Source organism: Halioglobus maricola (genome assembly GCF_009388985.1).
GTDB classification, from domain to species: domain Bacteria; phylum Pseudomonadota; class Gammaproteobacteria; order Pseudomonadales; family Halieaceae; genus Halioglobus; species Halioglobus maricola.
In genome coordinates, this window is record NZ_CP036422.1 from 820,050 (window position 1) to 833,906 (window position 13,857).

General features: G+C 58.4%; 13 protein-coding genes. 7 read left to right on the plus strand and 6 right to left on the minus strand.

The window, feature by feature from the left end:
- Nucleotides 1-95 precede the first annotated feature (95 nt).
- From hemA to EY643_RS03665, 4 genes are read left to right on the plus strand one after another with little or no spacing between them, the layout of a single operon-like run.
- Entirely contained in the window at nucleotides 96-1,451 is a 1,356-nt protein-coding gene (gene hemA, locus EY643_RS03650; RefSeq protein ID WP_152660920.1) for a glutamyl-tRNA reductase, read from the plus strand.
- Nucleotides 1,448-2,533: a peptide chain release factor 1 gene (gene prfA / locus EY643_RS03655; protein ID WP_152660921.1), complete on the plus strand. Its 1,086-nt coding sequence runs from the start codon at nucleotides 1,448-1,450 to the stop codon at nucleotides 2,531-2,533. Before hemA ends, prfA begins: the two co-directional genes overlap by 4 nt.
- Nucleotides 2,533-3,366, plus strand: a complete 834-nt coding sequence (gene prmC, locus EY643_RS03660; RefSeq protein WP_152660922.1) for a peptide chain release factor N(5)-glutamine methyltransferase — start codon at nucleotides 2,533-2,535, stop codon at nucleotides 3,364-3,366. Before prfA ends, prmC begins: the two co-directional genes overlap by 1 nt.
- On the plus strand, nucleotides 3,356-4,108 hold the full coding sequence (locus EY643_RS03665) for a HesA/MoeB/ThiF family protein (RefSeq protein ID WP_152660923.1): 753 nt from the start codon (nucleotides 3,356-3,358) through the stop codon (nucleotides 4,106-4,108). Before prmC ends, EY643_RS03665 begins: the two co-directional genes overlap by 11 nt.
- On the opposite strand, the gene EY643_RS03670 is transcribed toward EY643_RS03665, so the two are convergent.
- Nucleotides 4,059-5,462, minus strand: a complete 1,404-nt coding sequence (locus EY643_RS03670; protein WP_240732809.1) for an MATE family efflux transporter — start codon at nucleotides 5,460-5,462, stop codon at nucleotides 4,059-4,061. The two genes, EY643_RS03665 and EY643_RS03670, sit on opposite strands and share 50 nt — an antisense overlap.
- Before the next feature lie 95 nt (nucleotides 5,463-5,557).
- On the opposite strand from EY643_RS03670, the gene EY643_RS03675 reads away from it, so the two are divergent.
- Entirely contained in the window at nucleotides 5,558-6,145 is a 588-nt protein-coding gene (locus tag EY643_RS03675; RefSeq protein ID WP_152660924.1) for an HvfX family Cu-binding RiPP maturation protein, read from the plus strand.
- A gap of 327 nt (nucleotides 6,146-6,472) precedes the next feature.
- The gene (gene rhlB / locus EY643_RS03680) at nucleotides 6,473-7,645 is read left to right on the plus strand and encodes an ATP-dependent RNA helicase RhlB (RefSeq protein ID WP_420841650.1); all 1,173 of its coding nucleotides are present in this window, start codon (nucleotides 6,473-6,475) and stop codon (nucleotides 7,643-7,645) included.
- Nucleotides 7,646-7,697: 52 nt separating this feature from the next.
- Here rhlB and cysZ read toward each other — a convergent pair whose 3' ends face one another.
- On the minus strand, nucleotides 7,698-8,429 hold the full coding sequence (gene cysZ, locus EY643_RS03685) for a sulfate transporter CysZ (protein WP_152660925.1): 732 nt from the start codon (nucleotides 8,427-8,429) through the stop codon (nucleotides 7,698-7,700).
- Nucleotides 8,426-8,629 carry a cysteine-rich CWC family protein gene (locus tag EY643_RS03690; protein WP_152660926.1) on the minus strand — a complete coding sequence of 68 codons (204 nt, stop codon included), beginning with the start codon at nucleotides 8,627-8,629 and terminating at the stop codon, nucleotides 8,426-8,428. The genes cysZ and EY643_RS03690 overlap by 4 nt, the downstream gene beginning before the upstream one ends.
- A gap of 62 nt (nucleotides 8,630-8,691) precedes the next feature.
- On the opposite strand from EY643_RS03690, the gene smrA reads away from it, so the two are divergent.
- Nucleotides 8,692-9,300, plus strand: a complete 609-nt coding sequence (gene smrA, locus EY643_RS03695; RefSeq protein WP_152660927.1) for a DNA endonuclease SmrA — start codon at nucleotides 8,692-8,694, stop codon at nucleotides 9,298-9,300.
- A gap of 12 nt (nucleotides 9,301-9,312) precedes the next feature.
- Here smrA and nth read toward each other — a convergent pair whose 3' ends face one another.
- From nth to glnD, 3 genes are read right to left on the minus strand one after another with little or no spacing between them, the layout of a single operon-like run.
- Nucleotides 9,313-9,966 (minus strand): endonuclease III, encoded by a 654-nt coding sequence (nth, locus tag EY643_RS03700; RefSeq protein WP_153240891.1) that lies wholly within the window; start codon nucleotides 9,964-9,966, stop codon nucleotides 9,313-9,315.
- 8 nt (nucleotides 9,967-9,974) lie between these two features.
- Nucleotides 9,975-11,165, minus strand: a complete 1,191-nt coding sequence (gene dapC, locus EY643_RS03705) for a succinyldiaminopimelate transaminase (protein WP_152660928.1) — start codon at nucleotides 11,163-11,165, stop codon at nucleotides 9,975-9,977.
- 25 nt (nucleotides 11,166-11,190) lie between these two features.
- Entirely contained in the window at nucleotides 11,191-13,857 is a 2,667-nt protein-coding gene (gene glnD / locus EY643_RS03710) for a [protein-PII] uridylyltransferase (RefSeq protein WP_240732811.1), read from the minus strand.

Genomic DNA, 13,857 nt, shown 5'->3' on the forward strand with positions numbered 1-13,857 from the left:
CCTAACTTGTTAAAATCACAGAAATTTTTGTCCAGATGTGCTATCGTGCGCCGCCTTTAGAACAGGTTTGTTAACAGGAACCAGAACTGCCAGCCATGAACTTGATCGCCCTGGGAATCAACCATAACTCCGCCGCTGTAGAGGTGCGGGAGCGGGTTGCGTTTGCCCCCGAGCAGGTTGCCGAGGCGCTTGCGGATGCCTGTGCCACTGGCGCGGTGGACGAAGTGGTGATTCTTTCGACCTGCAACCGAACTGAACTCTACGGCATTGCGCCTGCTGGCAAGAGTCTGGCAGACCGGGCCGCTGACCTGATCGACTGGATCGCGAACTACCATCACCTTGCGGCGGAAGAATTGCGCAGTGCGGCCTATCACTATGAGGCTGAAGATGCCCTGGCACATATCGTACAGGTGGCGAGCGGCCTGGACTCAATGGTCCTAGGCGAGCCACAGATTTTCGGCCAGCTGAAGTCGGCGTATGCGGTAGGTGCGGAAGCAGGCACGGTAGGCCGCGAGCTGGGGCGCCTGTTCCCTCGCGTATTTTCCATCGCGAAAAAAGTGCGTACTGACACCGCTATTGGAGAGAACCCGGTCTCCGTCGCGTATGCGGCAGTTGATCTGGCGGGCCATATTTTTTCCGACCTCAGCAAGTGTAATGCACTGTTGGTGGGCGCGGGAGAAACCATTGAGCTGGTCACCCGCCACCTAATCGATGCGGGCGTTAAAGACATTGTCATTGCCAACCGGACGCTCGGTCGCGCGCGCGAGCTCGCCCAGCAGTTTGGTGCCGAAGCGGTGTTGTTGGCAGAAATTCCCGAACAGCTCCCCAAGGCCGATATTGTTATCACTTCGACCGCCAGTCAGTTGCCGATCCTTGGCAAGGGTGCGGTAGAGCAGGCGATAAAAGTACGCAAGCACCGACCGATGTTGATGGTAGATATCGCAGTGCCGCGAGATATTGAAGCCCAGGTGGGCGACTTGCGAGACATCTATCTTTACAGCGTTGATGACCTGCGTGAGATCGTCGATGAGAACATGCGCAGCCGCCAGCACGAGGCGAGTAAGGCAGATGTTCTTATCGCCGAGGGCGTGCACGCTTTCATGCATGAGACGCGCCGCCTCGGTGCGGTGGATGTCATCAAGGAGTATCGAGGCGCGGCCGACCAGACCCGTGAGCAGGAACTGGAGCGCGCACTGCGTTCTCTGGCGCGCGGTGAAGATCCGGCAAAGCTCCTGACCCAGTTGTCGCGGACCTTGATGAACAAACTGATTCACGCCCCCACTGCGGGTTTGAAGGAAGTTTCCGCCAGCGGACGCGAGCAGGCGCTGGATGATGCGCGCCGCCTGCTCGGAATCGAAGCGCCCAGCCCTCCCGCCGAAACGTCGGCAGAAACCGAAAGTGTGGACATTCACGTCCAAGACACAGATCACTCGAGACACACACTGCAATGAAAGCCTCCCTGCTGAGCAAGCTGGAAACCCTCACTGACCGGCACGAGGAGGTATCTGCACTACTTGGTGACAGTGAAACCATCTCTGACCAGAATCGGTTTCGCGACCTTTCCCGCGAATATTCTGAGCTGGAAGAGGTCGTGCGCTGTTATGCCGATTACAGCCAGGTAAAGAGTGATCTCGAAGAGGCCGAGCTGATGCTCGAGGACGATGATCCCGATCTGCGGGACATGGCCAAGGAAGAGATCGAATCCGCCAGCGGGCAACTGGAGGAGCTGGAATCGCGCCTGCAAACGCTGTTGCTGCCGCGAGACCCCAACGACTCCCACAACGTATTTCTGGAGATCCGCGCCGGTACCGGTGGCGACGAGGCTGCCATCTTTTCCGGGGATCTGTTCCGTATGTATTCTCGCTATGCGGAAGGCATGGGTTGGAAAGTGGAAGTGTTATCTGAGCGCTCTGGTGAGCACGGCGGCTACAAGGAGATTATCACTCGCGTTGAAGGGCGTGATGTCTTCGCTCATCTCAAGTTTGAATCCGGTGCGCACCGGGTGCAACGGGTGCCGGAAACTGAATCTCAGGGCCGTATTCACACCTCAGCCTGTACCGTGGCGGTGATGCCTGAAGCTGAGGAAGTGGATGCCATCGAGATCAATAAAGCCGACCTGCGTGTAGATACTTATCGTGCTTCCGGCGCGGGTGGCCAGCACGTGAACAAAACCGATTCCGCGGTGCGTCTCACACACCTGCCATCAGGCATTGTTGTGGAGTGTCAGGACGAGCGCTCCCAGCACAAGAATCGCGCCCGCGCCATGTCACTGTTGCAGGCTAAACTGCTCACCAGTGCCCAGGACAAGGCGGCAGAGGAGCAGGCAAGCATGCGTCGGGACCTCGTGGGTACCGGCGATCGTTCGGACCGCATTCGCACCTATAATTTTCCCCAGGGGCGGCTCACAGATCACCGTATCAACCTGACCCTGTACAAGCTGGCCGAGGTTATGGAGGGTGAGTTGAATGCCGTTGTTGGCCCGCTGCGCCAGGAATACCAGGCGGATCAGCTGGCGGCACTCGCGGGCAACTAATGGCCACGGTGGCCCAGTTGCTGCGAGCGACAGACGGCCTGCCGGGTGACAGTCCCCAGCGCGATCTCGAAATTTTGCTCGGACATTGCCTGGAGCGCTCTCGTACCTGGCTCTTCACCTGGCCAGAGGCAGAAGTAGAGGAAGCGCGGCTCGAACAATTCAATCGTATGGTCGCGCGTCGTCGCAGTGGTGAGCCGGTCGCCTATATCATTGGTCACCGTGAATTCTGGTCTCTTGAGTTAGAAGTCGATTCGTCCACTCTCATTCCCCGCCCCGATACTGAAACTCTTGTCGAATGGGCGCTGGATCTGCCCTTGTCCGACAGAGCGCGTGCTGTTGATCTTGGTACCGGTACCGGTGCCATTGCTCTCGCGCTTGCCAGCGAGCGCCCCGGGTGGGCGGTAGCAGGAACAGATGCCAGTGCCGAGGCAGTCGCCCTGGCGCAGCGCAATAGCCAACATTGTGGTCTGGCTAGCGTGCAGATGCTGCAGTCTGATTGGTTCGCGGCACTCAAGGGCCAGCGTTTTGACCTCATTGTGAGTAATCCCCCCTATATAGAAGCGCAGGACCCCCACCTCGAACAGGGCGATGTGCGCTTTGAACCGCACGCTGCGCTAGTCGCTGCCGATGACGGTCTGGCCGACCTTGCACACTTGAGCAGTGAGGCACCCGGCTATCTGGCCCAAGGGGGGTGGTTACTGTTGGAACACGGCTTTAACCAGGCCGCTGCGGTACGCCAGTTGTTGTTGGAACGGGGGTTTTCCAAGGTACAATCCCGGCGCGACATGGGCGGTCACGAACGAATAAGCGGAGGCCAGTATCTTGTTGAGTGACGAGCAGTTGCTGCGCTATAACCGCCAGATTTTGCTGCATGATTTCGATATTCAGGGCCAGGAGAAACTGCAGCGAGCAGGGGTGTTGATTGTTGGCCTGGGTGGGCTTGGTTGTCCCGCTGCCCTGTATCTTGCCGCCGCAGGCGTTGGGCGGCTGGTGTTAGCCGATGGTGACGATGTTGAGCTCAGTAACCTGCAACGGCAGCTGGCCCACGCTCAGGCTGATATCGGCGTGAACAAGGCTCAGTCTGCGGCCGCGACTATTTCCGACATTAATCCCAGCGTTGAAACGCAGGTGATCGCCCACCGCCTCACCGGTGACGCGCTTGCGGCGGCGGTGAACGATGTAGACCTCGTTGTCGATTGCAGTGACAACTACCCAACGCGCTTCGAGCTGAATCGCGCGTGCATCACAGCTCGCGTTCCGTTGGTATCTGCTGCCGCCGTGCGCAGCGAAGGGCAGTTGACCGTGTTTGACCCAGCCAGCGGCGGCCCTTGTTATCGTTGCCTGTATCCTACCGAAGGTGCTGACACTGCATTGAGCTGTAGCGAGAGTGGCGTGTTGGCGCCGGTGGTTGGAGTGTTCGGCGCCCTGCAGGCAATGGAGGCGCTCAAACTACTTGCCGGCTATGGCGAACCCCTGCTCGGCCAGCTGCTGCTGATGGACCTGCGTAGTGGTCACCAACAGCAACTCAAACTTCCGGTGCGTCCTGATTGCCCGGACTGTTCGTCCCTGCGCTAACTGGCAGGGCTTTGAGTCTGCCGTAGAGGCGCCATCCGATCAGCAGGGTGGAGAGGCAGATGCCCGCGATCAGTGCGGCCCATATCCCGGCTGTGCCATCCGCTGGATTGGTCGCGACTTTCATTCCCAGCCACCAGGCCAGCGGCAGCGACAAGCCCCAGTATGCGAGGCACATCACCAGAAACGGGAAGCGGGTATCCTTGAACGCGCGCAGCACATAGGAGCCAGAGACCTGCACTGAATCGATGACGATGAACACCGCCACCAACTGCACCAGCCGCATGGTGATGTCAGTAATTTCCGGCTCTGCCGTATAGGCGCTGATAATCAATGCCGGCGCGGCCAGCAACAGCACGGTCGAGAGTATACCTACCAACATGGTGATGCCGGTGCCAGTTACCACTGCGAGTTTGATTTGTGCGTGGCGGCCGCTGCCGATGGCATGCCCCACCCGGGTGGCGGTGGCCGAGCCCACGCTGATCAGTGGCATATAGACCACGTCCCAGACATTGTAAGCAATCTGGTGGGCCGCCATGGCATGGGTGCCCAGAGTAGCGATCATCAGGCTGACCGCGGTGAATACGCCGATTTCCAGAAAGAAGGTGAAGCCGATCGGCAGACCAAGGCGCAGGATGTGGCCTATGGTGGTCCAGTCGGGGGCTACCAGGAAACTGCGCGGTAGATAGGGGCGAATTCTCTTGCTCAGGAATATATAGGCTCCGATGAGGGCCGGACTCAACCACATTGAGATTGCGGTGGCCCAACCGCAGCCCGCGGCTCCCAGTTCGGGGGCGCCCCACTTGCCGTAGATCAGCATATAGTTGAGTGGGATATTGGCCAGGAACCCCAGCACGCTGGCTACCGCGAAAGGGCGCATTATCCCAAGTCCCTGGGTGTGGCAACGCAGGGCCTGGAAGATCACGACAGCGGGGAGCCCGAAGGCTACCGCCTGCATATAGGCCAGGCTTTTGTCGGCGGTGGCCTGCTCAAGTTCAAGCACGCTGAGCAGCGGGCCCATCTGGTAGCACAGAGGGCCTATGATTGCTCCCAGGATCAGGGCCAGCCACAGGGCCTGGGGCAGGATGTCGCGAATTGCCCGGATGCGACGGGCGCCAAAATCCTGGGCTACGATAACTGATACGGCGAGCATGATGCCCAGCGTGAGCAGGAACAGCGGCAGCCATATGTTGTAGCCGATGGCTATCGCAGCGAGGTCCACCGCGCTGTATCGTCCGGCCATGATGGTATCCACCACGCCAGTCCCCATCTGCGCCAGTTGCGCGATGACTGTGGGCCAGGCGATCGCTCCAACTGCCGCGGCTTCCTTGCGGTAGTCATGCCAGGTCGCCGTCACGGTGTGGCAGCGCCGGGGAGCAAAGTCGCGGGTGAATGAAACCTTTTCAGGGTTTTGGGTGTCACAGAAAGAATAATCCGGTAGGGAACAACTTAATGAATGCTATTGCGCAGTGGTATTACACCATACACAGGGCTATTTTTCCCCGATTGCAGCACCTGGACGGACTGGCGCCACTGGCCCTGCGTCTGTATCTGGTGCCGGTTTTCTGGATGGCAGGCACGCAGAAAATCAAGGGCATAGACAACACGATTGAATGGTTCGGTAACCCCGAGTGGGGTCTGGGCTTGCCCGCGCCCGAGTTACTCGCTTACCTCGCAGCGTATACGGAAGCCATTGGTGCTCTGCTGTTGTTACTTGGGCTGGCGACGCGCTGGATATCCATCCCTCTCATGGTCACCATGCTGGTGGCTATTTTTGCAGTGCATTGGGGGCAAGGCTGGGCGGCGATCGCCGACTCAAGCTCTCAGGAAGTGGCAGTGCGCCTTGGGGCGGCCAAGGATATTCTGCGCGAGCATGGCAACTACGCCTGGCTCACGGAAAAGGGCGGATTCGTTGTGCTCAATAACGGGATCGAGTTTGGCGTGACCTACCTGGTGATGCTGTTCACCCTGCTGTTTACCGGGGGTGGCCGTTACACCAGTGTGGATTTCTATCTCTCGAGACTCTTTCCCGCGCGTTAATGCGCGGGCCTGTGACTCCCGGCTGATCCTGTCCGGCTATATCGGCTGTTGGGCCCGATATGATAGACTAGCGCGTTTTTTGAGCAGTCACAGGATTACAGTCAATTGATAAAGAGTTTTGTAGGACGCATCACCGGCCAGAATAGTGGTGGCGGTGAATCAGTCCAGGCCCCTGCAGGTCAGAACAAATCGCCGCGTAAAGAACAAGCACAGCGCGACCAGACCGAGCACCATGGCTCGGTGCAGCAGGCCAGCGGCGCCAAGAAGGGGCGTCGTAACCGCAAGCCCAAAGCAGCTCCGACCCCGTGGAGCATCGAAGATTTCGCGGTGGAGCCAGAGGAAGGCAAAGTGCGCTTCCACGATCTCGGCCTGCGCGATGAACTCATGCAAGGTATTGCCGAGTTGGGCTTTCAGTATTGTTCCCCCATTCAAGGCCAGGTCTTGCCGCATACCCTTAAGGGTAATGACGCTATCGGTAAGGCCCAGACAGGCACCGGGAAAACCGCTGCATTCCTGATTACCATTTTCAATGACCTGCTGATTAACCCCATAGAGGGCGAGCGGTTTATTGGTGAGCCGCGTGCGCTGGTTATCGCGCCCACGCGAGAGCTGGTGATGCAGATTGCAGCGGACGCCGCTGATCTCAGCAAGCACACCGGACTTCAGGTAGTCACTCTGATTGGTGGCATGGACTACCAAAAGCAGCTCAACCGCCTGCAGAATAATGTTGTCGACCTGGTGGTCGCCACTCCCGGTCGCCTCATTGATTTCATGACCCGTCGCGATTTGTACCTCGACCACATCGAGGTATTGGTGCTGGATGAGGCGGATCGTATGCTGGATATGGGCTTCATTCCCCAGGTAAAGCGGATTGTGCGAGCCACCCCACGCAAAGAAGACCGCCAGACACTGTTGTTCTCTGCAACCTTTACCCAGGACATCATTAACCTCTCCCAGCAGTGGACTTATCACCCTGTGACAGTGGAGATCGAACCGGAGTCCGTGGCCACGGATACGGTGGATCAGAAGATCTATCTGGTCAGTAGTCAGGAGCGCTACAAGGTGCTCAACAATGTCATCAAGAGCGACGATTGCAGCAGCGTCATCGTGTTTGCGAACCGTCGCGACCAGGTGCGTCGCTTGCATGAGCGCCTGCGCAAATCAGGCGTCAAGGCGGGCATTCTGTCTGGAGAGATTCCCCAGGGCAAACGCACTCGTACGCTGGAACAGTTCAAGACAGGTGAGATCAAGGTGCTGGTCGCGACTGATGTCGCGGGCCGCGGGATTCATGTGGATGGCATCAGCCATGTTGTGAACTATAACCTGCCTGAGGACCCCGAAGACTACGTGCACCGTATTGGCCGTACTGGCCGCGCCGGCGCCAGTGGAACCTCTATCAGCTTCGCCAGTGAAGACGATGCGTTTCTGCTTCCCGATCTGGAGACCCTGTTGGGTACCAAGCTCGAGTGTACATACCCGCCGAAAGACCTGTTGGTGTAACGCCGCCGTGGGCGCTGCTTAGGCAGCGCTCCCGCGCCCCGGGTCACCGCTTTTAGCGATCGAGTTCCTTACACCAGAGCAGAGTAGCGCCCACCACCGCCGCCGGGACCACGAAGAAATTCACAATCGGAATGCCGGTACACAAAGCCACGGCGCCGCCAAAGCCCATACTGCTCAGGCGCCGGCTGCGCACTGCTTCCTTCACATCCCCGAAGCTCAGTTGATGGTTGTCCATTGGGTAATCCACGAACTGGATGGACATCATCCAGGCACCCAGCAGAAACCACAGTAGCGGGGCGACGGTGTTCAATACCGGGATGAAAGTGACCAGGAGCACGAAGGCGGCCATGGGCAAGTAATACATTAGTTTTGCCAGTTCCCGCACGATCCCTCGCGGCACCATCAGCAGTGCGGCCCCCAGTCCTTCCAGTGCTGGGACTTCCTTGCCTGTCACCAGTTCTTCCGCTTTCTCCGCCAGCAACCCATTGAAAGGAGAAGCGATAATCAGCGCAACGGCAGTAAACAGGTAGCCTGTCATCAGGCTCAGGGTGAGTCCCACCAGCGGCCACAGAATCCACTCAATAAAACTCAGCCAGTCAGGTACCCAGGCAAGGGCCTGATCCATCCAGTCCGTGAGGTAGCTCAGGCCGATACTGATGAGGCTCGCGAATATAACGATGTTGATAGTCAGCGGGATAAATACGAACAGCCGCAGTGAGGGATGGCTGAGCAACTTTGCGCCATCGATCAAGTAGCCTACGCCACCCACTACATTACCTTTCACTTTTGCTCTCCTTCTGACACGGATCCACAGGCCGGGCAGATGCAGCGAACACCGCGATCTTCCGGTGCCAGTTGAGCCAGTGCTGCCGGCGCGATTTCAGCCTTCATGCACCAGCAGGACTCCGCCGGCTCGCCCGCGGCAATTGCGCAGTGATTGGGTTTACTGCACAGGGGGCACTTGTCTGCACCGTTGCTGTCCATATTCGGGTATCTGCCTGACGTTACAGGGCGATATAATACCGCAGCACGGAGATAGATTACCCATGTCCAGCGACGAAGAGAGTTTGTTTTCCGACGAAATGTCGGATGTTGTCCCGCTCAAGCGGGAGGAGAGGGTGCGCCTGGACAAAACGGGCAGCAGGGATTCATCTCTGGATCAGCGCCGTGAGGCCGCGGTGGTCGACAAGCGCGACGACGGCAATATCCTCACGGAGGAGGGCCTCGCCATCGCACCGCTGGATCCCTGGTACGTTCTCGAGTACAAGCGCCCTGGCGTTCAGAACGGGGTGTTTCGCAAGCTCAAGCAAGGCCGCTACGAAGCCGATGCCCGTCTCGATCTGCACCGTATGACCGCGAAAATCGCCCGCAAGGAACTGTTTGATTTTATTCAGGAATCGATACGCCTCGGTATCCGCAGCGTGATGGTAATCCACGGCAAGGGCGAGAGTAAGGCTGAGCGTGAGCGCTCTTCAATCCTCAAGGGTTGTACCGATCACTGGCTTCGTGAGCTCGACCAGGTACAGGCCTTTCACAGTGCCCAGCCGCGACATGGAGGTACCGGCGCGGTCTATGTATTGCTGCGTAAATCTGAAGAACAAAAGCGCGAAAATCGAGAGAAATATATGAAAGGCCGGGTTCCCTACGACGGTTGATAGAAAGAGACGCTAGGCTTTTTGGGTTTTCTTTGGATGCTTCCGGTCAGGGTAACAGGTAGTGCATATTTCACAGACCCGGCCATCGCAACCGCGGGCGGTGCAATACTCTCGCCCGTAGAAGATGATCTGTAAATGCAGCCGGTTCCAGTACTCTTCCGGGAAAAGGCGCTTCAGGTCGCGCTCCGTCTGTACAACGTTCTTACCCGATGTCAGGCCCCAGCGCTGTGCCAGGCGGTGTATGTGCGTGTCCACCGGGAAAGCCGGGACACCAAATGCCTGAGACATAACCACTGACGCGGTTTTGTGGCCCACGCCAGGCAGTTCTTCCAGTGCATCCATGTCCTCAGGCACCACGCCGTTGTATCTCTCAACCAGGATTTCCGAGAGCCGTTTGATCGCTTTGGACTTTTGCGGGGACAGGCCGCAGGGGCGAATAATGTCCCTAATTTCGTCGACATCCTGAGGTGCCATGTCGTGGGCGTTATCCGCCAGGGCGAATAGCTCGGGCGTGATCTGGTTGACTCTTTCGTCGGTGCACTGGGCGCTCAGGAGAACAGCTACCAGCAAGGTGTAGGGGTCTTTGTGGTCAAGCGGTACCGGGGTTTCCGGGTAGAGCACTTGCAGGCGTTCAAGGATATAGGCGACCCGATCTTGCTTGAGCATGTTGGCCATCAGAGAGTGTCCATGCAGTGAGCGATGCGCTGTGCCGCCTCCACGCACTGCTCAAGTTCGGCGACCAGTGCCATGCGCACCCGGTTGGCGCCGGGGTTTACGCCCTGGACTTCACGTGCCAGAAAACTGCCGGGAAGCACGGTGACATGTTGCTGCGCAAACAGTGCCCGGGCGAACTCTGTCTCTGCCACGGGGGTTTCCGGCCACAGATAAAAACCGGCCTCCGGGCGATCAACATCTAGCTTGTTACCCAGAATCTCAAGTACCGCATCGAACTTGGCCTTGTAGCGGGCGCGGTTTTCGATCACGTGTTGTTCATCACTCCAGGCGGCGATGCTGGCCAGTTGATGATGGCCTGGCATGGCGCAGCCGTGATATGTGCGGTACTGCAGAAACCTTGCGATGAGGTCGGCATCACCGGCGACGAAGCCGGAGCGGAGCCCCGGCAGGTTGGAGCGTTTGGACAAGCTGTGAAAGATCATGCATTGCTTGTAACTGTCGTCGCCCATTGCGGCACAGGCCTGGAGGAGGCCGGGAGGGGGTGAGTCTTCATCGCCATAGATTTCCGAGTAGCACTCATCGGAGGCGATGACGAAATCGTGTTCGTGCGCAAGGCGGATCAGGGCCTGCAGTTGGTCCTGTGGCATGACTGCCCCGGTTGGGTTGCCCGGGGTGCAAATGTAGAGTAGCTGGCAGCGCTGCCATTGGTCGGCAGTAACGTCATCGAAGTTGGGAAGATAGCCGTTGTCGGCGCTGCAATTCAGGAAGTGCGGGCTCGCACCTGCAAGCAGCGCTGCACCTTCATAAATCTGGTAGAACGGGTTGGGGCTAATTACCGTCGCGTCACCGCGGCGGTCGACTATTGTCTGGGCAAAAGCGAACAACGCTTCCCGCGTGCCGTTCACCGGCAGTACCTGACGGTCTGCATCTACTCCGGCTAGTTGAAAGCGAAGGGTTAGCCAGGCCGCGATTGACTGACGCAACTCGTCAGTGCCCCTGGTTAGCGGGTAGTTTGCGAGTTTATCCAAATTCTCAGCTGCCGCCTGCAAGACGAAGGCCGGCGAAGGGTGCTTGGGCTCACCAATAGAAAGAGCGATTGCTGAGCGATCTACCGGAGGCTGCAGGTCGGCAAAGAGGCTGCGCAGTTTCTCGAAAGGGTAGGGTTGCAGGCGTTGCAGGTCAGGGTTCATCGGGTACCGTCTGGGATATTCTGTTTCAGGCTGATTCGTTCAGCTCATCGCGGATAGCCTGTTGTAAGGCCTCGCAGCGCTCGGGGTCCGTAATGGGTTGTTGCTCGGCGTCGGTGATAAAAAACACGTCCTCCACCCGTTCGCCCAGAGTCTGAATCTTGGCTGCCTGTAGCTCGATGCCGAATTCCACAAAGATTTTGCCGATACGGGCTAGCAGCCCTGGCCGGTCAGGCGTAGCCACTTCCAGCACCGAGTAGTTTTTGACCTCGTCCACAGACATAACCGTCTCGGTGGGAATCGAGAAAGATTTTTTCGCCCGGGGGGTGCGTCTGTTTACATCCTGTGCGCTCGCGTCCTGGCTCAGCGCGTTAGTAAGCGCCTCTCGAATATCAGTGATGCGGCCAGCGTCTTCAGCTATCGCCTGGCCATCCGAGCCAAGGACAAAAAACGTATCCAGGGTCATGCCGTTATTGGCGTTGTAGATGCGGGCATCGTGAATGGACAGATCCAGCTGCTCGAGCTGCGCGCAGATGCGTGAGAACAGTGCCGCGGATGAACGCGCGTGGATAAATATCTGGGTGGTGTTTGCCACGTTGGAATCGACGCTGCTGCGTGCCAGAACCAATGGTGTGCTCATGTCGTGATGCCCGGCGATAGCCTCGGTGTGCCAGGCAATGTCTTCGGCCTTCTCACGCAGGAAGTAGTCTTCGCCCCGTTCTTGCCATAGGTCTTCGATCTCCTCTACCGTGAATCCGCGGTATTCGAGGGTATCGATCGCGGCATTGCGGGTCTCGTCGATCCAGTCCTGTTTGTCGACCGGATTTTCCAGACCGCGCCGCAAGGCGCGCTTGGTCTCAGTGAACAGCTGGCGTAGGAGGCTGCCGCGCCATGCGTTCCAGAGGGTTGGGTTTGTGCCGTTAATGTCTGCCACGGTCAGAGCGAACAGGTAGTTGAGACGATCCTGGTCACCGACGTGCTGGGCAAATTGCTGAATAACGTCCGGGTCGGAAATGTCGCGACGCTGGGAAATGGCGGACATGGTGAGGTGGTTTTGCACCAGCCAGACCACCAGGTTGGTGTCGCGTTTGCTCAGCTTGTGTTGTTCGCAGAATGTCCGCGCATCTACAGCGCCCAGCTCCGAGTGGTCGCCACCGCGGCCCTTGCCGATATCGTGAAACAAGCCGGCGAGGTAGAGCAGCTCGATCTTGGGCAGGCGCGCGGTCACCCTGCTGGTCACCGGGAAACGGTCCGCGAACTCGGGAATCTGGAACCGGCGCATGTTCTCAATCACTTCCAGGGTGTGTGCGTCGACGGTGTAGGTGTGGAAGAGGTCGTGCTGCATCTGCCCGATGATAGTGCCAAACTCTGGGATGTAGCGCCCCAAGACACCATAGCGGACCATGCGTTTGAGCTGCCGGGTGAGCTTGTAGGGCGAGCGCAGCAGGTCCATAAACATCTTGTGGTTGATGTCGCTGGCGCGGAAGTTGTCGTCAATCAGGTCCAGGGAGCGGCGCAGCAGTCGAATTGTAGGCGCGGCGATACCATTGATAGCATCATTGCGGGCACTCAGCAGAAATACTTCCAGAATTGCGGACGGGTCTACGGAGAACACGTTGTCGTTGCGCGCTTCAATGTAGCCATTGCGCATCTGGAAGCGGCCATTGAGCTCGAGAATGTCGTGATCGCCCTCGGCGGTGAGGATGTCCTGGTCGAAGTTCTGGACCAATACTTCATTGAGCATACCCAGAGCTTGCGCCCAGCGATAATAGACCTGCATAAACTGTTCGACGGCGAGTTTCTCACCGTCTTCAAAACCCCACATTTCGGCCAGCGCGCGCTGGTGATCGAATAGCAGGCGATCTTCTTCGCGCCCGGTGAACATATGCAGTGCGTAGCGCACCTTCCACATGAATTCTCGCCCCTCCTTGAGGATCTGGATCTCCTCAGGTTCGAGAAACTGTTGCGTACTGAGGCGTTCCAGGGACTCAATCCCGAAGTGACGCTCGGCGATCCAGCCGATGATCTGTAAATCACGCAGGCCGCCGGGGGAAGACTTTACATTGGGCTCGAGGTTGTACTCCGTGTCCGCGAATTTGGTGTGGCGATTGCGCTGTTCCTGGAGTTTTGCTCGGAAAAACTCCGGACTGGGCCACATCTGGTCGACCGCAGTGCCGGCCTGAACTTCCTCCATCAGGCGGGAGGCGCCGCGCAGTACACGGGCTTCCATCAGATTGGTGAGAATGGTGATGTCACCGCGCGCGTTCTCGACGCATTCTTTTACTGTGCGCACGCTGTGGCCGATATCCAGTCCTATGTCCCACAACAGGGTCAGGAAACCTTCCAGCTGTGTTTCAGCACCCTTGGCGTCGGGGCCCAGCAGAATCAGGATGTCGACATCGGAGCAGGGGTGCAGTTCGCCGCGCCCATAGCCGCCAACAGCGACCAGGGCGAGATTGTCGTCGGCGTCAATTTTCAGGTCCCAGAGCTGGCCGAGGAGAGCGTCAACGAATGCGGCGCGTTGCCGGATCAGGGACTCCACCGGGGCGTTTTCCCGAAAACGCTGGTGCAGGTATTCGGTGGCCTGGGCGATTGTTGCCTTGCAGGCGGCGATCGCGTCGTCGTCCTCGAGGCGCGCGCCCAGGGCGGCGGGGTCAAAAAGTTCTGCGGGTAGCGGGGCCAGGGATTTGGGCAC

Excerpts from the sequence above, each read along its gene's own strand:
- hemA (WP_152660920.1), top strand. The coding sequence starts at position 96 with ATGAACTTGATCGCCCTGGGAATCAACCATAACTCCGCCGCTGTAGAG.
- prfA (WP_152660921.1), top strand. The coding sequence starts at position 1,448 with ATGAAAGCCTCCCTGCTGAGCAAGCTGGAAACCCTCACTGACCGGCAC.
- prmC (WP_152660922.1), top strand. The coding sequence starts at position 2,533 with ATGGCCACGGTGGCCCAGTTGCTGCGAGCGACAGACGGCCTGCCGGGT.
- EY643_RS03675 (WP_152660924.1), top strand. The coding sequence starts at position 5,558 with ATGAATGCTATTGCGCAGTGGTATTACACCATACACAGGGCTATTTTT.
- EY643_RS03690 (WP_152660926.1), bottom strand. The coding sequence starts at position 8,629 with ATGGACAGCAACGGTGCAGACAAGTGCCCCCTGTGCAGTAAACCCAAT.
- smrA (WP_152660927.1), top strand. The coding sequence starts at position 8,692 with ATGTCCAGCGACGAAGAGAGTTTGTTTTCCGACGAAATGTCGGATGTT.
- nth (WP_153240891.1), bottom strand. The coding sequence starts at position 9,966 with ATGCTCAAGCAAGATCGGGTCGCCTATATCCTTGAACGCCTGCAAGTG.
- dapC (WP_152660928.1), bottom strand. The coding sequence starts at position 11,165 with ATGAACCCTGACCTGCAACGCCTGCAACCCTACCCTTTCGAGAAACTG.